Source organism: Streptomyces sp. NPDC034111, assembly GCF_055575375.1.
In genome coordinates this window covers 135,931-155,476 of the sequence record NZ_JBVIST010000014.1, presented here as the reverse complement: position 1 = coordinate 155,476, position 19,546 = coordinate 135,931, and the positions used below count along the sequence as shown (strand labels likewise).

11 protein-coding genes and 1 pseudogene are annotated in these 19,546 nt (G+C 70.4%); 8 read left to right on the top strand and 4 right to left on the bottom strand.

The genetic code is table 11. From position 1 onward, the window contains the following. Positions 1 to 203 precede the first annotated feature (203 nt). The gene (locus tag ACZ55A_RS26885) at positions 204 to 752 is read right to left on the bottom strand and encodes a pyridoxamine 5'-phosphate oxidase (RefSeq protein ID WP_468844952.1); all 549 of its coding nucleotides are present in this window, start codon (positions 750 to 752) and stop codon (positions 204 to 206) included. Between the two features lie 617 nt (positions 753 to 1,369). On the opposite strand from ACZ55A_RS26885, the gene ACZ55A_RS26880 reads away from it, so the two are divergent. The 5 genes from ACZ55A_RS26880 (at position 1,370) to cseC (ending at position 6,674) form a co-directional block, all read left to right on the top strand. Next, positions 1,370 to 2,329 (top strand): HhH-GPD family protein, encoded by a 960-nt coding sequence (locus ACZ55A_RS26880; protein WP_468844950.1) that lies wholly within the window; start codon positions 1,370 to 1,372, stop codon positions 2,327 to 2,329. Between the two features lie 919 nt (positions 2,330 to 3,248). Continuing rightward, positions 3,249 to 3,800 (top strand): SigE family RNA polymerase sigma factor, encoded by a 552-nt coding sequence (locus ACZ55A_RS26875; protein WP_127155366.1) that lies wholly within the window; start codon positions 3,249 to 3,251, stop codon positions 3,798 to 3,800. 232 nt (positions 3,801 to 4,032) lie between these two features. Further along, complete coding sequence (locus ACZ55A_RS26870; RefSeq protein ID WP_468845084.1) at positions 4,033 to 4,641, top strand: hypothetical protein; 609 nt, start codon at positions 4,033 to 4,035, stop codon at positions 4,639 to 4,641. A 9-nt stretch (positions 4,642 to 4,650) separates the two neighbouring features. Further along, positions 4,651 to 5,361 (top strand): two-component system response regulator CseB, encoded by a 711-nt coding sequence (gene cseB, locus ACZ55A_RS26865; protein ID WP_468844947.1) that lies wholly within the window; start codon positions 4,651 to 4,653, stop codon positions 5,359 to 5,361. 8 nt (positions 5,362 to 5,369) lie between these two features. Next, entirely contained in the window at positions 5,370 to 6,674 is a 1,305-nt protein-coding gene (gene cseC, locus ACZ55A_RS26860) for a two-component system sensor histidine kinase CseC (RefSeq protein ID WP_468844944.1), read from the top strand. Between the two features lie 415 nt (positions 6,675 to 7,089). Here cseC and ACZ55A_RS26855 read toward each other — a convergent pair whose 3' ends face one another. After that, on the bottom strand, positions 7,090 to 8,715 hold the full coding sequence (locus ACZ55A_RS26855) for an MDR family MFS transporter (protein ID WP_468844941.1): 1,626 nt from the start codon (positions 8,713 to 8,715) through the stop codon (positions 7,090 to 7,092). A 142-nt stretch (positions 8,716 to 8,857) separates the two neighbouring features. Here ACZ55A_RS26855 and ACZ55A_RS26850 point away from each other — a divergent pair, with 142 nt between their 5' ends. Then, complete coding sequence (locus ACZ55A_RS26850) at positions 8,858 to 9,472, top strand: TetR/AcrR family transcriptional regulator (protein WP_468844938.1); 615 nt, start codon at positions 8,858 to 8,860, stop codon at positions 9,470 to 9,472. Here the strand turns inward: ACZ55A_RS26850 and ACZ55A_RS26845 are convergent. Beyond that, entirely contained in the window at positions 9,454 to 10,146 is a 693-nt protein-coding gene (locus ACZ55A_RS26845; RefSeq protein ID WP_468844936.1) for a M23 family metallopeptidase, read from the bottom strand. The two genes, ACZ55A_RS26850 and ACZ55A_RS26845, sit on opposite strands and share 19 nt — an antisense overlap. Before the next feature lie 571 nt (positions 10,147 to 10,717). Here ACZ55A_RS26845 and ACZ55A_RS26840 point away from each other — a divergent pair. Next, positions 10,718 to 11,971 (top strand): annotated as a pseudogene (locus tag ACZ55A_RS26840) (NACHT N-terminal Helical domain 1-containing protein); the annotation flags it as partial. Between the two features lie 2,055 nt (positions 11,972 to 14,026). Next, positions 14,027 to 16,654: an NACHT domain-containing protein gene (locus tag ACZ55A_RS26835; protein WP_468845082.1), complete on the top strand. Its 2,628-nt coding sequence runs from the start codon at positions 14,027 to 14,029 to the stop codon at positions 16,652 to 16,654. Between the two features lie 294 nt (positions 16,655 to 16,948). On the opposite strand, the gene ACZ55A_RS26830 is transcribed toward ACZ55A_RS26835, so the two are convergent. Beyond that, positions 16,949 to 19,474 (bottom strand): ATP-dependent Clp protease ATP-binding subunit, encoded by a 2,526-nt coding sequence (locus tag ACZ55A_RS26830; RefSeq protein ID WP_468844933.1) that lies wholly within the window; start codon positions 19,472 to 19,474, stop codon positions 16,949 to 16,951. Positions 19,475 to 19,546: the final 72 nt, after the last annotated feature.

Here is a 19,546-nt window from a genome sequence, read left to right as displayed (position 1 = left end):
CCTCCCCTTCGGGCCCTCGCAGGCCTCTCCACCCCCTCCCCATGGCGCCCAACTCCCCCACCTGCGGGGCTTGCGAGCTTCCCCGCGAGGCGTGCGAGCTCCCTACCCCCGGGCCTGAGCTTCCCTGCCCCACGACCTCCGGCCTTCCCTGCCCCACGGGCCTGCGCGCTTCCCCACCCTGCGGGCTCCGCGGACTCCCCGCGCTACGGGGCCTCTGGCCGGTGCCACTCCTCCTTGTGACCAAAGCCCTGCGCGTTGTCGACCAGCCGTAGCCAGTCAGGGCGCAGCTCCCACAGGGCGGTGCGCTCCAGCGCCGCCCTGAGCCGGTCACTGTCCTCGACGAAGGGGAAACGCGCGGTGTAGATGCGCCAGCCGGCCTCCCGTTCGGCGCCCGTCAGGATGCGGCATCGACCCCGGCCCTGAAGCCCCGTCAGAGCGCTCCACTCCTGGCCGTCCCGCTGTGCCGTGAACGCGACCCGGGCGCCGGGCTCGCCCAGGGCCCGGCCATGCCGCGTAGTGGTCGCGGTGACGAAGTAGAGCGCAGGGGCAGCGGATGCGGGGGCGGAGCCGCCCGCGCCACCGGCGCCGGGGCTGGAGCCAGGGCGGGGGCTGCCCGCCTCACCGGGGCCGCCCGGCTCGCCGGAGTCGGCCGACTCGCCGGCCCCCACCGCCTCGGCGTCCTCCAGCGCCTCGGTGGCGTAGAGGACCGCACAGGCCTGTGGTCCGTCCTCGTCCACGTAAGCCAGCGTCATCGTCGTATGCGCGGCCAGCGCCCGGCGGATCGCGGGCGGGCAGGCCGTACCCCTTGCGCCCACCGCGGCGCCTACCGTCCGCCCCGCCTCCGATGCGCCCACCGTCCGCCCCGCCTCCGATGCGCCGGCCGCCGGCTCCGGCGCGCCCGCCGTGGGCTTCGGCGCGCCCGCCGCCGGCTCCGGCGCGCCACCGGCACCTGCCGCACCACCCTGAGCCGCAGCGTCGCCCGGAGTTCCTGGCGCGTCGCCCATAGCCACCACGCCGCCGCCCATAGCCGCCGCTCTGCCCGTAGCTTCCGGCGTGGCGCTCGCTTCCTTGGTCGGGCCTGGATCTGCCTGTCCGTCGTCGCCCGCGGTTCCCTTGTCGTGCGTAGCGCTCATTCGCTTGTCTCCGCCATGTCCGTATCCTCGCCCGCCGCCTCCACTATTCCGGCAACGATTACGGAGAGTAATCAGTTCCCTCGGATTGTAACCGGCTGTCATGGTCGGCGTCCTGCCGTACCGCCGGTAGCCGCCAACCGTGCGCATGTGGCCGTCCTGCGTGCGGGTGGGCGTGCGGCGGGGCGGGCCCGGTGCGTTTCCTGGGCGCGCGCGGACGTGCCAGGATCGGCGGTGCCATGACTTCGACGCCTGTCACCTCCATTGCCACGACCGCCGCCGCCGAGACCGCTTCCGCCGCCGCCCCGGCCGCGGGGGCCGTAGACGGGACCGCGCTGCACGGCCCGGTCACCGACTGGTTCGACACGCACGCCCGCGATCTGCCCTGGCGCCGCCCCGAGGCGGGCGCCTGGGGTGTGATGGTGAGTGAGTTCATGCTGCAGCAGACGCCGGTGAGCAGAGTGCTGCCGGTGTACGAGCAGTGGCTGGCCCGCTGGCCGCGCCCCGCCGACCTGGCCGCCGAGGCGCCGGGCGAGGCGGTTCGGGCCTGGGGCCGGCTCGGTTATCCACGGCGTGCGCTCCGACTGCACGCCGCCGCGTCCGCCATACAGGAGCGGCACGGCGGTGACGTACCGCGTGAGCACAGCCAGTTGCTGGCGCTGCCCGGCGTCGGCGAGTACACCGCCGCGGCGGTGGCGTCCTTCGCGTACGGGCAGCGGCACGCGGTGCTGGACACCAATGTGCGCCGGGTGTTCGCCCGCGCGGTGGCCGGCCGGCAGTTCCCGCCGAACGCCACCACCGCCGCCGAGCGCAAGCTCGCCCGTCAGCTGCTGCCCGATGACGAAGGGCTGGCCGCGCGCTGGGCGGCGGCCACGATGGAGTTGGGTGCGCTGTTGTGCACGGCGCGTGCCCCGGAGTGCCATCGCTGTCCGATCGCCGCTCAGTGCGCCTGGCGGCTGGCGGGCTCCCCGGCGCACGACGGTCCGCCGCGGCGCACCCAGGCCTACGCCGGTACCGACCGGCAGGTGCGCGGCAAGCTGCTCGCCGTACTGCGTGAGGCTGTGGCGCCGGTGCCGCAGGTAGTGCTGGACGCGGTGTGGGACGAGCCGGTGCAGCGGGCCCGGGCGCTGGACGGCTTGGTCTCGGACGGCTTGGTCGAGCCGCTGGGCGGTGGGCGTTACCGGCTGCCGACGTCCTGAGGTCGTCGGGCTAGCGCGGGTGGGAGGGGCCAGGGCGCGGGGTTAGCTCCCGCCCGCTGACGCCGGCGCGTGCACGCCCATGGATGTGCGTGCGCGCCCCCGGCCGCCCCGCCAGCACCCACGGGTGTGAGCGCGCCAGCCACCGCCCCGCCAGCACCCACGGGTGCATGTGCGCCGGCCACCGCCCCGCCGGTACCCACGGGTGTGCGTGAGCCCCCCGCCACCCCGCCGAAACCCACCGGCGGGTGAGCGTCATCGACTGCCCCTCCGGCACCCGCGGGTGTGCGTGCGCCACCGGCTCCCCCACTCCCCCCTGTTGCCGTCGGGCCGCTGTGCCATGGGCGCTACCGGCCGCCCGCCCGGCTGTTCTCTTGTACGGATGCGGCCCTGCTCCCCTGTACGTGCCTTCCCTTGGGCAGGCGACAGCCCCACTTCAGCGCGGAGGTGCGGAGCCGTACGCGTAAGGCGTCCGCGCGTAAGAGCGTCCACACGTAAGACCGTCCATGTGTATGGGCGTCCATGTGTATGGGCGTAGCGCGTGATCTATATGGGCGGAGGGTGTGACCTGAAGGGCCGTGAGCACGTCTGACTTACTGACAGGCGTGGGGTGGGGCGGCGGGAAAGTGTCGCTGGTTTGGCTTGATGGAGGGGGTTGCGTGGGCCGGTTGTGGTCCCAACGCGCCCTGTAGGCCTTGTGGTGGGGCGCGTCTCCCTCCGGAGTATGACCTGCGTAGGCCCGCTGTCCGTCCGAGGTATGACCCCCGGCGCGCTGTTACACAACCGAGGGTTTTCCGTGCACTCCTTGTGGGGCCCACGCACATTACGCCGCAACACCCCCTCCGTAGCGTCTTCCTCGTGCTGGAGATGACTGCCGGCACGGTCAACGTGGGGAAACGCAAGCGGATCGGAGGCGTCGGAAATGGCGACCAGCGGCGGCAAGGTACTGGACTTCGAAGAGTACGTTCGTACGCGGCAGGAGGCCCTGCTGCGCAGCGCCCGGCGCCTGGTGCCCGACCCGGTGGACGCACAGGACCTGTTGCAGACGGCCCTGGTCCGCACGTACGGGCGCTGGGACGGCATCGCGGACAAGTCGCTGGCCGACGCCTACCTCCGCCGCGTCATGATCAACACCCGGACGGAGTGGTGGCGGGCGCGGAAGCTGGAGGAGGTGCCCACCGAGCAGCTTCCGGACGCGAGTGTGGACGACGGCACCGAGCAGCGTGCCGACCGCGCCCTGCTGATGGACATACTCGGGGTGCTGGCGCCCAAGCAGCGGAGCGTGGTCGTCCTGCGGCACTGGGAGCAGATGAGCACGGAGGAGACCGCTGCCGCGCTGGGTATGTCCACGGGTACGGTCAAGAGCACGCTGCACCGTGCGCTGGCCCGGCTGCGCCAGGAGCTTCAGATGCGGGACATCGACGCCCGGATGCTGGAGCGTGGCGAGCAGGAGCGGGAGCGGTGCGCGGCCTGACCGGCGGCCCACGGCATCCGGCGGGAAGCGGGACCGGGAACGGCGCGTCATTACGTGTGAAAGCGGTCACGCCCGCCGACCCCGTACGCTTCACAGTTGAACGCGCGACAATCACATCAGGAACAGCAGCGGGATCGGCAGCTGTGCGAGCAGCACGGTGAGCGGGAGCGGATTGTCCAGGAACAGGTTGACCAGGATCGGGTTGACCAAAGGCGGCGCGGCCACGGCAGGTGTGGCCGCCGTCGGCCTTTTGCTGGCCGGATGCAATCCGGGGGGCGAGGGCGTCCGCAGTGAGGGGACGGCGAGCAGCGCTCCCCCGCCCAAGGGTGCGGTGAGCAGTGCGCCGAGTCCGACGTCGACGGCCGCCTACAAGAAGGTCGACGCCGTCCAGCTGATGAAGAACGACCCGAAGGTCAGCGCGGATGTGAAGAAGTCCCTCTACAAGCCGTGTGCCGCCGACGAGTACCCGGTCGATGTGGCGTATGCGTCGCTGACCGGAGGCACCTCTCCCGATGTCATCGTCAACGTCATGACCTGCGCGGATTCCGTCGGTATCGGCTCGTACGTCTATCGCAGGGACAGCGGTGCGAAGGGCGGGTATGACAACGTGTACGCCAACGAGCAGCCGCTGGTCCATGCCGGGGTCAACAAGGGCCGGCTGGAGGTCTCGAAGCAGACGTACGCGACGGGTGACAAGGTGTGCTGTCCGTCCGGTGAGGATGTGACGACGTTCCGCTGGACCGGTGGCCGCTTCACCGAGTACGACTCGTACCACACCGACTACAGCAAGACGACCGTCGAGGGCGATGAGCCGGGCGACGGTACGGCATCGGAGGGTTGAGAGAACCGCATGGCCGAGACCCATGTGCTCTTCGTCGAGGACGACGACGTCATCCGCGAGGCCACGCAGCTGGCCCTGGAACGGGACGGTTTCGTGGTCACCGCGATGCCTGACGGGCTGGCGGGGCTGGAGGCGTTCCGCGCCAACCGCCCCGATATCGCGCTGCTCGACGTGATGGTGCCGGGCCTCGACGGGGTGAGCCTGTGCCGCCGGATCCGTGATGAGTCGACGGTGCCGGTGATCATGCTGTCGGCGCGCGCCGACTCGATCGATGTGGTGCTCGGGCTGGAGGCGGGCGCGGACGACTACGTCACCAAGCCGTTCGACGGTGCGGTGCTGGTGGCCCGGATCCGTGCCGTGCTGCGCCGTTTCGGGCACGCCAGCGGCCCGGAAGGGGGCCGGCCGGCCGCGGCCGGGGAGGACGCTCCGGGCGAGGCGGTGCTGCGCTTCGGCGATCTGGAGATCGACACCGAGGGCATGGAGGTGCGCAAGGGCGGCGAGAACGTCGCGTTGACGCCCACCGAGATGCGGCTGCTGCTGGAGTTCTCCAACGCGCCGGGTACGGTCCTCTCGCGCGACCGTCTGCTGGAGCGGGTCTGGGACTACGGCTGGGGCGGTGACACCCGGGTCGTGGACGTCCATGTCCAGCGGTTGCGCGGCAAGATCGGCCAGGACCGGATCGAGACGGTCCGCGGCTTCGGATACAAGCTGAGAGGCTGACACCTCCGGTGGTCAGGCTTGCCCTGCGGACGGGGCTGAGATGGAAGCTCAGCGCCGCGATCGCGCTCGTCGGAGCGCTGGTCGCGATCGCGCTGAGCCTTGTCGTGCACAACGCCGCCCGGCACGCCATGCTCAACAACAGCCGCGATGTGCAGGTCGAACGGCTCAACTTCACGCAGAAGATCTTCGAGTCCACCAACCGGCTTCAGTTCGGCGCGAAGATCGACGATCCGGCGCTGCCGCCGGCGCTGCGCAAGGAAGTCTCCGAGAACGAGCGCGCCACCTACCTCCAGGACACCGGGGAGACCGCCCCCGAGGTGTGGGCCGCGACGCCGCTGGGCGACGGCCGGGTGCTGTCCATGCACGACCGTTTCCCCGACCGCTTCGCCGTTCTCGACGCCCTGGACGAGGCGCTGCTCCTCGGCTCGACCGCGGTGGTGGTCGGTGGCTGTGCGCTGGGTGTTCTGGTGGGCGGGCGGCTCTCCAAGCGGCTGCGCAAGGCGGCCGCGGCGGCGGGCAAGCTGGCCGACGGTGACACTTCGGTGCGGATCCGCGACGAGGTCGGCGGCGGCCGGGTGTACGACGAGACCGACGATCTGGCCTGGGCCGTGGACGCCATGTCGGACGCCCTTCAGGAGCGGATCGAGGCCGAGCGCCGGGTCACCGCCGATATCGCCCATGAGCTGCGCACCCCGGTAACCGGACTGCTGACGGCGGCCGAGCTGCTGCCGCCCGGCCGCCCCTCGGAGCTCGTACGGGACCGGGCGCAGGCGCTGCGCACCCTCGTCGAGGATGTTCTGGAGGTGGCCCGGCTCGACGGCTATGCCGAGCGCGCCGAGCTCCAGGACGTCACGCTCGGCGAGTTCGTCAGCCGCCGGGTGCGTGCCCTGGACCCGGACATCACCATCGATGTCGTACGGGAGGCCGAGGTCACCACCGATCCGCGCCGCCTGGAGCGGATCCTGGGCAATCTGATCGCCAATGCGGCCCGGCACGGCAGGCCGCCGATCGAGGTCACCGTCGAGGGCCGGGTGCTGCGGGTACGCGACCACGGCCCCGGCTTCCCCGAGGCGCTGCTGCGCGAGGGCCCCAGCCGCTTCCGCACCGGCAGCAGCGACCGGGCCGGCCGCGGCCACGGTCTGGGCCTGACGATCGCGGCCGGGCAGGCGCGGGTGCTGGGCGCCCGGCTCACCTTCCGTAACGCCGATGAGCTCATGGACGGCTCGACCGGCGCGATCTCCGTGCTGTGGCTCCCGGAGAACGCGCCTACGAATACGGGGAGCTTTCCGGTCATCCACCTCCCTGAGCGCTAACCGCTGCGCTTGGGCTTCCTTCCCACGTTTTCGGCTGTCCCGCCGTGGTTGTTGCTCGCCGTTGCGCCTGCGGCGGGCCAGGTGGTTGTTGGGTGCGGTGACGGACCTCCGGGGCCTTGTTGGTGGACTGCTTCGCTTTACGTCCACAAACAAGGCCCCTCCGGCCCGTCCCCTCCCGTGAGTGGGTAAGAGAAAAGGCCGGTGGGGGTGCACGTAAGTGATCACGTGCACCCCCACCGGCCTTCCGTCATCCCCACAACGGGAGGGGACGGGCCGGAGCGGGTGGGTGTCCGGACGTAAAGCGAAGCAGTCCGGACACCCACCCGCGGAGGACCGTCACCGCACCCAACACCCACCCGCCCGCCGCAGGCGCAACGGCGAGACGAGGTACGGCGGGACGGACAAAAACGTGGGATCAAACAGCCTCCGGCACCCGCGCCTCCGCGCCCTCCGGGCGCTCCGGCTTGGTGGTGGGGCCGCCGCGCAGCGGGACCTCCTTGAGGAACCAGGCGGCGGCGAAGCCGATGATGCTGATCAGGGCGCCCCACAGGAAGACGTGGTGGGTGCCGGTGGCCACCGCGTGGGAGTAGGCGTCCTTGATTGCCGGCGGGAGCTGGGCCAGGCCCTTGGGGTCCATCTGGGCTCCGCCGCTGGTCATCTTCTCGCCGGCGGCCTTGCCGATCCGTTCGATCATCGTGGACTGCACCTGGCTGGTGAAGATCGCGCCGAGGATGGCGACGCCGAAGGAGCCGCCGATGGTGCGGAAGAGGGTGGCGGAGGAGGAGCCGACGCCCATGTCCTTCATCTCGACGCTGTTCTGGGCTATGAGCATGGTGGTCTGCATCAGGAAGCCCATGCCGGCGCCGAGTACGGCCATGTAGGCGCCCGAGGTGAAGCGGGTGGTGTCGGTGTCCATCAGGGAGAGCAGTGCCAGGCCCGCGGTGATCAGGGCGCCGCCGACCACGACGAAGACCTTGTACTTGCCGGTCTGGGTGGTGACCCGGCCGGCGAACAGTGAGACCACCATCATCGCCAGGAGCATCGGGAGCAGCAGCAGACCGGAGTTGGTCGCCGAGGCGCCCTGGACGGTCTGCTGGAACAGCGGCAGGAACGTCATCGACCCGAACATCACGAAGCCGACCAGGAAGCCGATGAGGGTGACGAGTGAGAAGTTGCCGTTGCGGAAGATGTGCAGCGGCAGCACCGGTTCGCTGACCTTGCGCTCGACCAGGATGAAGGCGGTGAGTGCGAGCACGCCGAGGATGCCGAGGCCGATGATCTGGGTGGAGAGCCAGTCGTACTCGGTGCCGCCCCAGGTCGTGATCAGTACGAGGGCGGTGATGCCGAGGGTGAGCAGTGCGGCGCCGGCGTAGTCGATCCGGGTCTGCGAGCGCTTCTTCGGCAGGTGCAGCACCGTGGTGACCATGATCAGTGCGATGGCGCCGAGCGGCAGGTTGATGTAGAAGCTCCAGCGCCAGCCGAGGTGGTCGGTGAGGGTGCCGCCGACCAGCGGTCCGCCGATCATGGCGACGGCCATGACACCGGCCATCATGCCCTGGTACTTGCCGCGCTCCCGCGGCGGAATGAGATCTCCGATGATCGCCATGACGCCGACCATCAGGCCGCCCGCGCCCAGGCCCTGGACGGCGCGGAAGCCGATGAGCTGGCTCATGTCCTGGGCCATGCCGGAGAGCGCCGAGCCGATCAGGAAGATCACGATGGACGTGAGGAAGACCCCCTTGCGTCCGTACATGTCGCCGAGCTTGCCCCAGATGGGCGTGGAGGCGGCGGTCGCCAGGGTGTAGGCGGTGACCACCCAGGAGAGGTGGTTCATGCCGCCGAGTTCACCGACGATGGTCGGCATCGCGGTGCCGACGATCATGTTGTCCAGCATCGCGAGCAGCATCGCGATCATCAGCGCGAAGAGCACCAGCCGCACGCTTGCGGCCGGCTTGCCCTTGCCCGGCACGGTCTGTGTGTTGTCCCCCGTCACCGTTATCTCTCCGTCCCCCGTCGGGGTCGCAGACTGCGACTTCCCCATCGTTCACTCCCACTTACTTGCCGCCCGGCTAGTTCAGTACAGTAAGGAAAGGTAGGAGACCAACTAGCCGGGCGTCAAGTAAGTTTCTCCGGCGCCCCCCTGGGCAGCCCTCTGACCAGTACCGACAACGCAGGAGAGCACGATGAGCACACCGCAAGCGCGCAGGGGAAACACCCGCCAGCGCATTCAGGACGTCGCTCTGGAGCTGTTCTCCGAGCAGGGCTACGACAAGACCTCACTGCGGGAGATCGCCGAGAAGCTCGAGGTCACCAAGGCGGCGCTGTACTACCACTTCAAGACCAAGGAAGACATCGTCATCAGCCTGTTCCAGGACCTGACCAGGCCGATCGACGAGCTGATCAGCTGGGCCGAGGAGCAGCCGCGCACCCTGGAGACCAAGCAGGAGCTGATCCGGCGCTACAGCGAGTCGCTGCGCTCGGCCGAGCCGCTCTTCCGCTTCATGCAGGAGAACCAGGCGACGGTGCGCGATCTGAGCATCGGCGAGACCTTCAAGGCGCGGATGTTGACGCTCTTCGGCCTCCTGAAGGAGCCCGACGCGGAGCTGGCGGATCAGGTGCGCTGCATCACCGCGCTGTTCTCGATGCACGCGGGGATGTTCGCGATGCAGAACGTGGAGGGCGACCCCGAGGAGAAGCGCAAGGCCATCCTCGAGGTCGCCACAGAACTGGTCACGGCGGCAAACCCGCCGAACCGCCGGCCAGTCCGGCCGGATTCAGCTCAGACGGCGGCGCCGTGAGCCCGCAGGAATCCGGTCGGCTCGATGCCCGTCCCGTAGTTGGGACCGGTGCGGACCTCGAAGTGCAGGTGGGGACCGGTGGAGTTACCGGTGCTGCCGGAGAGCCCGATCTGCTGGCCCGAGCCGACCTGCTGGCCGGGCTGGACCTTGATCTGTGACAGGTGGGCGTACTGGGTGTACATGCCGTTGTCGTGCTTGACCACGATGGCGTTGCCGTACGCCGGGCCGTCACCGCCACCCCAGGGGCCGGCCTTGACGACGGTGCCCTTGTGGACGGACTTGACCGGGGTACCGGTCGGCACCACGAAGTCCTGACCGCTGTGGTTGTGCGACCAGTGGCTGCCGGCCAGGCCGAAGGTCGAGCCCAGCGTGTACTTGTCGACCGGCTTGACCCAGGCATTGGCCTTCTTGGCCGGGGAAGCCTTGGCCTTGACCGCGTGCTTCTTGACCTTGACCGCGGTGGCCTTGGCGTCGGCGGCGGCCTTGGCCTGTGCGTCGGCCTGCGCGGCGACGGTCGAACCGACGCCCGAGGTGAGGCTGAGCAGACCACCGTCGGCGGCGGAGGCGACACCGGCGCCGAGCGCGGCGGTCATACCGACACCGGCGGCCACAACGGCGACGCGGTTACGCAGAACGGACTTCTTCGCATTACGTATGGCGGTGAACTTCGACATGCGGGTTTTGCCTCCAGAAATTGATTGGTTTCCCGGCTGCGGTCCGGGATCGCCATTCCTTGGTAACCCGCATCCGCCGACCCGCCAAGGGGCCTTTCTACTACCCCGCCCCGTATTACCGAGGACGGAAAAGGGCCCCTTGCGCCCCGCCCCGCCGGGCGCACGAAACCGTCGAAACGTTTCAATTCGGACACCGCTGACGACCGTCAAGCAGGCTCTGATCAGGCCTTTTACCCGCACGTTGCACGGCGATCGGCCACCCGGCCGCACTCACCGCCCGCCTCCCCCGCTTCCGGGCCCGTACGCCCCCGCCGCACGGCACCGCACTTCCCCTAATTCTTTTAGTAGGCCCACTTTTCGCTGTGCGTCATGTCACTCGCAGGCAAGATCCAATGCCTTTTCCTTGTGACCCGGGTTACTCGGATATCTGTGACGCGGGTTACTCAGCACCCCTCGGATATCAATTCCGGGCGGCACCGGAACGTCGAATTCGTGACCGCCGCCACACCTTTCCCGGCTAGCCTTGGCCCGGACGACGAGCACACCGGCCACGGGGAGGGCGGAGCGCACCATGGACCCGTCAGCAGCAGGAATCCGGCTCGCTTCGGGCGTGGTCGCACCGCTCGTCAGAAAGCTCTTCGTCAAGGAGGGACCGGGCGCCGGCCTGGTCACGGGACCCGTACGCCTCTCCGGACTGGTCTCCTTCAAGGGCGAGAAGCGCACGCTGTCCGACCGTGACCTGCACAAACTCGCCGCGGAGCTCGTCGACCGGGCGTTACGCACCGCCGGGCCCGGCGAGCGGCCGGTCCCCGACGACGAGGCGGACGCGGTGGCCCACGCGCTGGCCGCCACCCTGCGCGGCCTCGGCGACCTCGACATGGACGACGTACAGGCCGTGCAGCTGGGCGCCGACGCCCTCGCCGCCCGCCTGGCAGCCGCCGTCCCGCACGCCGCCGACGGCCTCTCCCGGGACGCCGCGCTGCTGCACACCACCCTGCTCGGCATCGCCTGCCTGCACATCGTGCACTTCTTCACCCAGCGCTCGGCCTTTGTCGCCCGCACCCTCGTCCAGCAGAGCCGCACCCTGGACGGCCTGATCACGGCCATGGACGCACTCCTCGCACGCCATCCGTCGCCGAGGGCCGCGGACACCGCCTTCGAGCGCAGCTACCTCGCCTATGTCGCCCGCCGGCACGGCAGACTCACCATCTACGGCATCGACCTGGCCCACTCCCCGGACCGGTGGCCGCTGGACGCGGCGTACATGAGCCTGGAGGCGACGGCGCCGGCCGCCACCGTCCTCGATTACCAGGACGTCGTCGCCAACCCCGACCTCGCGGCCCGTGCGCACACGCCCGCTCCCCTCCCCGCCGACCAGTCCCTGGCCGGCCGCGACCGCGTCCTGCTGCGCGGTGTCGCGGGCTCCGGCAAGAGCACCCTCGTCCAGTGGCTCGCCGTCTCCTGCGCCAAGACTCCCGGCGAGACGCCACTGCCCCACCTCTACGGCCGGATCCCGTTCGTCCTCCCGCTGCGCACCCTCACCCGCGACGGTGCGCGCCTGCCCGTCCCCGGCGGGTTCCTCACCGCCGTCGGCTGCCCCGTCTCCGGTTCGCAGCCCGACGGCTGGGCCGACCGCGTACTGACCTCCGGGCGCGCGCTGCTGCTCGTCGACGGCCTGGACGAAATCCCCGACGGCGAGCGCGAACAGGTCCGCCACTGGCTGCGCGATCTGATCGACGCGTTCCCGGACAACCTGTGGCTGGTCACCACCCGCCCCTCCGCCGTACGCGACGACTGGCTGGCCTCCGACGGCTTCGACGAGCTGACGCTGAGCCCCATGCGCCGCGGCGAGGTCGCCGCGTTCATAGGCCGCTGGCACGACGCGGCCCGCCACGACGCCGAGGACACCGAACGCCTCGACGCCTACGAGCAGTCCCTGCTGACCGCCGTACACACCAAACAGGACCTCGCCCGGCTCGCCACCAACCCCCTGATGTGCGGCCTGATCTGCGCCCTCCACCGCGACCGCCGCGGCTATCTGCCCACCGGCCGCAAGGAGCTGTACGACGCGGCGCTCGGCATGCTGCTCTCCCGCCGCGACCGCGAACGCGATATGGCCGCCCCCACCGGCATCGAGCTGGGCGACCAGCCGCAGATCCAGCTGCTGCAACGGCTCGCGTACTGGCTGATCCGCAACGGCCGTACGGAGCTGGACCGGGAGCGGGCGGAGCGGATCATCGGTGAGGCGCTGCCGGCCGTGCCGGTGGCGGCGGAGCAGGGCGGCGCCGAGGCCGTCTTCCGCCATCTGCTGCTGCGCAGTGGGCTGCTGCTGGAGCCGGCACCCGGATCGGTCCAGTTCGTCCACCGGACCTTCCAGGACTACCTGGGCGCCAAGGCGGCCGTCGAGGACGGGGACTTCGGGCTGCTGGTGCGGCATGCCGCCGACTCCCAGTGGGAGGACGTGATCCGGATGGCGGTGGCGCACGCCCGGCCGCGGGAACGGGCGGAGATACTGCGCGAGTTGACCGCCCACGGCGACGGTCTGGAGGACGCACGGACCCGCCTGCGCGTCCATCTGCTCGGCCTGGCCTGTCTGGAGCACGCCACGGAGCTCGATCCGCGGGTGCGGGAGCTGGTGAACGAGCGGGCCAGGACGATCCTGCCGCCTCGTAGCCGCGAGGAGTCGAATCTGCTCGCCGATGTGGGCCCGCTCGTCGTGGAGCTGCTGCCCGGCCCGGACGGCCTGGAGGACGACGAGGCGCAGGAGGTGGTGGTCACCGCCGCAGCCATCGGCTCGGACGCGGCACTCGAGGTCGCCAAGCGGATGCGCAGCCATCCCTCGCAGGGCGCCCAGAGGCAACTCGCCGCCTCCTGGCCTCAATTCGACACGGACCGGTACGCCCGGGAGGTGATCCAGCACCTCGACCCCGACGCCACCGTCACCGTTTCGACCCTCGCCGAACTGCGGGCGCTCAAGGCCCTCGGCGGCCGGCCCCGCATCGAGGTATGGGGCCCCTTCACCGCTCGTGAACTCCTCGACGAGCTGCTGCCGGAGTCGATCAGCAGTCTGACCCTCTCGAAGAACCCGGAGATCAGCAGCCTCGCCTTCCTCCACGCGTTCCCGGCGCTGGAGTGGCTGTCCCTCTGGGACTGTCCCGCGGTCGACAGCGTCACCCCGCTCGAAGACCACACCCTCCGCACACTGACCGTCTCCGGACCGTCCCACGAGCCCTTACCGGCGCCGCGCGGACTCCGTCGCCTGCGCCACCTGCGCCACCTGTTTCTCTCCTGCGCCCTCCCGCCGGAGGGCCTGGCGGCGCTCCCCGCCCAGGCACCGCTGGATCATCTGACCCTCACCGGGCACCTCGGCGCCGCCTTCACCGGCGCACTGCCCTGGTCCCGCCTGCTGAGCCTGCAAATTCTGGGGCTCACCGACGACTTCACCGAGGACCAGTGGCGCGCCCTGGCGTCCCTGGACCAACTCGAGCGCCTCACGTTCAGCGCGGCGGACGACAGCGTCACCCTGCACCTGCCGCCCGGCCTCCGGCTTCCTCAGGTGCGGTCCCTCAGCATCACCGCGTGGCCCACCTCCTTCTCCCGCCTGGCCGACCTGCTTCGCACCGCCCTCCCTGCCCTCCCCCACCTCCGCGAACTCCGGCTCTACGGAAGGGACGAGGCCGCCTTCGACGCCTCGCCGGCCCTGCCCCCCCTTGACCGGCCTGCCCGATCTCCAAGAGGTCCACCTCACCTACCTCCGTCCGGAGCCCGCCCCCGAACTCCCGCCGCACGTCAGACTCATCCGGCACCCCCGCCCCCGCACCTAGCCCGGATCGGTCAGCGCTCCCAACTCCTCCGCCCGACACCGCAGTTACGGAAGTCCATGGATCCCACCGTCATCGCTGCACGCCTCACCCCGCACACCGTCGCCCCGCTGATCCGCCGGCTCTTCCGCACCGACGGGCCGGACACCGCGCCGGTCGACCGGCCCGTGCGTATCGCCCGGCTGGTCTCCTTCGCCGGTGAGAAGCCGGCCCTGAGCGGGCAGGAGCTGACGGACATCGCCGGGGCCCTCGTCGAGCAGGCGTCGGGAGGCCCCGACCGGACGCTCGCCGCCGCCCTCGCCCGCACCCTGCGGGCCCTCGGCGACATCGAGATGGACGACCTGGACGCGGCCCGGCTGCTGCCCGCCGAGTTCGCCCGGCGGCTGAGCCGGGCCGTGCCGGGGGTCACGCAGCACCTCGCCGGTGAGAACGCCCGGCTGCACGGTCTGCTGGTGGACGCCGCAGCCCGGCACATCCTGTACTTCTTTACCCAGCGGTCGGCGTACGTGGCCTGCACCCTGCCCGAGGAGACCCGTACCCTCGCCGAGCTCGTCCACGGGCCGGAGGCCACCACGGCCCCACCGCGGTACGGCACCGCCGACGAGGTGGGCGAGGCCAAGGAGGAGGCCCGGGACACCGCCTTCGAGGCGCGTTACGCCCGTGACACCGCGGCCCTCCACAACCACCTCACGATCTTCGGTATCGACCTGGCGCACTCCCCGGACAGCTGGCCGCTGGACGCCGCCTATCTGGGGCTTCAGTGCGAACCCGGCGGCCAGGACTCCGACGGGGTGCTCGCGGACGGGGGCGAGGGCGGCGGGGAGGGCCCGGGCCAGGACGAGCCGCCGCTCCCCGCCGAACAGGCGCTGGCCGGCCGCAGCCGGGTGCTGGTCCGCGGCGTTGCCGGGTCCGGCAAGACCACGCTGCTCCAGTGGCTGGCGGTCGCCGCCGCGCGCGACGATCTGCCCGAGGCGCTGGCGGCGCTGCGCGGCCGGGTCCCGTTCCTGCTGCCGGTGCGCCGGTTCGCCCGTGAGGGCCTGCCCTCCCCGGGGACGTTCCCGGTCGCCGTCGGCTATCGGGATGCCGGGGAGGCGCCGGACGGCTGGGCGGAGCGGGTGCTCGGCGCCGGGCGGGCGCTGCTGCTGGTCGACGGGGTGGACGAGGCGCCGGAGAGCGACCGGGCGGAGCTGCGCCGCCGGCTCGGCGAGTGGACGGCCCGCTACCCGGGCAACGTCTGGATCGTCACGTCCCGGCCGTCCGCCGTGCCGGGCAACTGGCTGGTGGACGAGGGGTTCAGCGAGTTGTCGCTGGCCCCGATGAGCCGGGAGGACGTCGCGGCGTTCATCCAGCGCTGGCACCGGGCCGCCACCCAGCAGCACCCGGCCGATCTCGACCGGCTCGGGCATTACGAACGGACGCTGCTCAATGCCGTGCGCATCACCCGCGACCTGGGGCGGCTGGCGACCAATCCGCTGATGTGCGGGCTGCTGTGCGCCCTGCACCGGGACCGGCGCGGCTATCTGCCCAACGGCCGTAAGGAGCTCTACGACGCGGCGCTGTCGATGCTGCTGGAGCGGCGCGACCGGGAGCGGGCGATGGTTCCCACCGACGGGGTCGAGCTGACCCGGCAACCCAAGATCCAGCTGTTGCAGAAGCTCGCCCACTGGATGCTGGTCAACGGCCGCTCGGAGATGGACCGGGCGACGGCGATCGACACCCTCGCCCGGCATCTGCCGGCCATCCCGGACGCGGCCCGCCAGGGCGGGCCGGAGGAGGTCTTCCGGCATCTGCTCAACCGGACGGGGCTGCTGCGCGAGCCCACCCCCGGCACCGTGGACTTCGTGCACCGCACGTTCCAGGACTATCTGTCCGCCCGCGCCACGGTCCAGCGGCATGACTTCGGGCTGCTGCTGGACCACGCCCACCACGACGACTGGGAGGACGTCATCCGGATGGCCGTGGCGCTGGCCCGGCCCGATGAGTGCGCGGCCCTCCTGGACGGGCTGCTCGCCCCGCATCCGGGCCTACGGGCCACCGAGGCCCGGCACCGCAAGCTGCTGGCGGCCGCCTGTCTGGAGCACGCCACCGAACTGGATCCGGCGGTCCGGGCGCGGGTACAGCGCTTCACCCGTGACATGGTGCGGCCCGCCACGCCGTCGGCGGCCCGCGCCCTGGGCTGGATCGGGCCGATCGTGCTGGAGATGCTTCCCGACCCCGCCGGGGTCCCGGACCGGGAGGCGTATCTGCTGGCGATCACCGCCACCTCGATCGCGGACGACCGGGCGATCGACTATCTGACGGGGCTGCGCGACCGGGCGCACCACGACATCCGTGCGCAGCTCGCCGGGGCCTGGCGACGCCATGACACCGCCCGCTACGCCCGCGAGATCATCGCCCACCTCGAACCGGCCGAGCTGTACTTCCCGGTCTCCGACCTGGAGGAGCTGCATGCCCTGCGCCGGCTGGGCGGCCGCCCCCAGCTGCGGATCGCCGGGTATTTCACCCCGGACCAGCTGATCGAGGGCATCTCACCGGCCGCCGGGCTGACGCGGTTGTGGCTCGCGTACGACCTGGGCGTCTCGATGGAGTGGCTGTCCGCCTTTCCGGAACTGGACACCCTGCGGATCGGCCGCCGCATTCCGCCGGTGGACGGCGTTCCCGAGGGAATTCGCGTCGTTCAGATGTAGTGCGCTCGGAGGGAGTGAGTCCGGTTGCCGGGTGGGATCCGGACGCTCCGGCGCATGCGGCCGAAAATGCCCCTTGAAGATACCGGGCTGCATTTCCGGCTCCCTACGGCCGGGTTCCATACGGAACGCGGAGTATCGGGAAGGAACGCCTGGGAAAGCCAAGCAAGTCCGAAGAACGTCTTGGCCACGTGATGCGCATACGGCACTGCCCGGGAACCGTGAGAAACGATTCCCGGGCAGTGCCGTATGTGCCCTATGTGCCGACTGCGAATATCCGCGCGGGCGCGGTTCCGCTTAGGCGTCCTTGCTCAGGTTCGGGCCCGAGCCGCCGGTGGCGGACTCGATCGGCGGGGCGTCCGGCAGTGCGGACTTCTCCTCGCCGCGGAAGGTGAACTTGGCGCTCTCACCCTCGCCCTCGGTGTCGACGACCACGATGTGACCCGGACGCAGCTCGCTGAAGAGGATCTTCTCCGAGAGGGCGTCCTCGATCTCACGCTGGATCGTGCGGCGCAGCGGACGGGCGCCGAGCACCGGGTCGTACCCGCGCTTGGCCAGCAGCGACTTGGCAGTGCCGCTGAGCTCGATGCCCATGTCGCGGTCCTTGAGCCGCTCGTCCACCTTGGCGATCATGAGGTCGACGATCTGGATGATGTCGTCCTCGGTCAGCTGGTGGAAGACGACGGTGTCGTCCACACGGTTGAGGAACTCGGGGCGGAAGTGCTGCTTGAGCTCTTCGTTGACCTTGTTCTTCATCCGCTCGTAGCTGGACTTGGTGTCGCCCTGGGCCGCGAAGCCGAGGTTGAAGCCCTTGGAGATGTCCCGGGTGCCGAGATTCGTCGTCATGATGATGACGGTGTTCTTGAAGTCCACGACCCGGCCCTGGGAGTCGGTCAGGCGACCGTCCTCCAGGATCTGCAGCAGCGAGTTGAAGATGTCCGGGTGGGCCTTCTCGACCTCGTCGAAGAGCACGACGGAGAACGGCTTGCGGCGCACCTTCTCGGTGAGCTGGCCGCCCTCTTCGTAGCCGACGTAGCCGGGAGGCGAGCCGAACAGCCGCGAGACGGTGTGCTTCTCGCTGAACTCCGACATGTCGAGGGAGATCAGCGCGTCCTCGTCGCCGAAGAGGAACTCCGCCAGCGTCTTGGACAGCTCGGTCTTACCGACACCGGACGGGCCGGCGAAGATGAACGAGCCACCGGGACGCTTGGGGTCCTTCAGGCCTGCGCGGGTACGGCGGATGGCCTGGGAGAGCGCCTTGATGGCGTCCTTCTGGCCGATGACGCGCTTGTGCAGCTCGTCTTCCATCCGGAGCAGACGCGAGGACTCCTCCTCGGTGAGCTTGAAGACCGGGATGCCGGTGGCCGTGGCCAGGACCTCGGCGATCAGCTCCTCGTCCACCTCGGCGACGACATCCATGTCGCCGGCCTTCCACTCCTTCTCCCGCTTCGCCTTCGCGGCCAGGAGCTGCTTCTCCTTGTCGCGCAGACCCGCGGCCATCTCGAAGTCCTGCGAGTCGATCGCGGACTCCTTCTCCCGGCGCACATCGGCGATCTTCTCGTCGAATTCGCGGAGGTCCGGCGGCGCGGTCATCCGGCGGATGCGCATCCGGGAGCCGGCCTCGTCGATCAGGTCGATCGCCTTGTCCGGCAGGAAGCGGTCGGAGATGTAGCGGTCGGCGAGGGTGGCCGCCGCGACCAGCGCGGAGTCCGTGATGGACACGCGGTGGTGGGCTTCGTAGCGGTCCCGCAGACCCTTGAGGATCTCGATCGTGTGCGGCAGCGACGGCTCCGCGACCTGGATCGGCTGGAAGCGGCGCTCGAGCGCGGCGTCCTTCTCCAGGTGCTTGCGGTACTCGTCGAGCGTGGTGGCACCGATGGTCTGGAGCTCACCTCGCGCCAGCATGGGCTTGAGGATGCTCGCGGCGTCGATCGCGCCCTCGGCGGCGCCCGCACCCACCAGGGTGTGGAGCTCGTCGATGAACAGGATGATGTCGCCGCGGGTGCGGATCTCCTTGAGGACCTTCTTCAGGCGCTCCTCGAAGTCACCGCGGTAGCGGGAGCCGGCGACCAGGGCACCGAGGTCGAGGGTGTAGAGGTGCTTGTCCTTGAGGGTCTCGGGCACCTCGCCCTTGACGATGGCCTGCGCCAGGCCCTCGACGACCGCCGTCTTGCCGACGCCGGGCTCGCCGATGAGGACCGGGTTGTTCTTGGTACGGCGCGACAGCACCTGCATGACCCGCTCGATTTCCTTCTCGCGCCCGATGACCGGGTCGAGCTTGGTCTCGCGAGCGGCCTGCGTGAGGTTGCGGCCGAACTGGTCCAGGACGAGGGAGGTCGAGGGCGTGCCCTCGGCGGGGCCGCCCGCGGTGGCGGCCTCCTTGCCCTGGTAGCCGGAGAGCAGCTGGATGACCTGCTGCCGCACCCGGTTGAGATCGGCGCCCAGCTTCACCAGGACCTGGGCTGCGACGCCCTCGCCCTCGCGGATCAGGCCGAGCAGGATGTGCTCCGTACCGATGTAGTTGTGGCCGAGCTGGAGGGCCTCGCGGAGCGAAAGCTCCAGGACCTTCTTGGCACGGGGGGTGAAGGGAATGTGCCCGGACGGAGCCTGCTGGCCCTGCCCGATGATCTCCTCCACCTGCTGGCGGACCGCCTCGAGCGAAATCCCGAGGCTCTCCAGGGCCTTAGCGGCGACACCCTCACCCTCGTGGATCAGGCCCAGGAGGATGTGCTCGGTGCCGATGTAGTTGTGGTTGAGCATCCGGGCTTCTTCCTGAGCCAGGACGACAACCCGCCGCGCGCGGTCGGTGAACCTCTCGAACATCGTTAATCGCTCCTCAGAGCGGTCAGGCAGTTAGGGGTCGGTCCCCTCCCTGTCCTTCCGCATGCTAGTCCC

What these genes read in the sequence shown, in the direction of transcription:
- ACZ55A_RS26885 (WP_468844952.1), bottom strand. Translation starts at nt 752, where the DNA reads ATGACGCTGGCTTACGTGGACGAGGACGGACCACAGGCCTGTGCGGTC.
- ACZ55A_RS26880 (WP_468844950.1), top strand. Translation starts at nt 1,370, where the DNA reads ATGACTTCGACGCCTGTCACCTCCATTGCCACGACCGCCGCCGCCGAG.
- ACZ55A_RS26875 (WP_127155366.1), top strand. Translation starts at nt 3,249, where the DNA reads ATGGCGACCAGCGGCGGCAAGGTACTGGACTTCGAAGAGTACGTTCGT.
- cseB (WP_468844947.1), top strand. Translation starts at nt 4,651, where the DNA reads ATGGCCGAGACCCATGTGCTCTTCGTCGAGGACGACGACGTCATCCGC.
- ACZ55A_RS26855 (WP_468844941.1), bottom strand. Translation starts at nt 8,715, where the DNA reads ATGGGGAAGTCGCAGTCTGCGACCCCGACGGGGGACGGAGAGATAACG.
- ACZ55A_RS26850 (WP_468844938.1), top strand. Translation starts at nt 8,858, where the DNA reads ATGAGCACACCGCAAGCGCGCAGGGGAAACACCCGCCAGCGCATTCAG.
- ACZ55A_RS26845 (WP_468844936.1), bottom strand. Translation starts at nt 10,146, where the DNA reads ATGTCGAAGTTCACCGCCATACGTAATGCGAAGAAGTCCGTTCTGCGT.
- ACZ55A_RS26835 (WP_468845082.1), top strand. Translation starts at nt 14,027, where the DNA reads ATGGATCCCACCGTCATCGCTGCACGCCTCACCCCGCACACCGTCGCC.
- ACZ55A_RS26830 (WP_468844933.1), bottom strand. Translation starts at nt 19,474, where the DNA reads ATGTTCGAGAGGTTCACCGACCGCGCGCGGCGGGTTGTCGTCCTGGCT.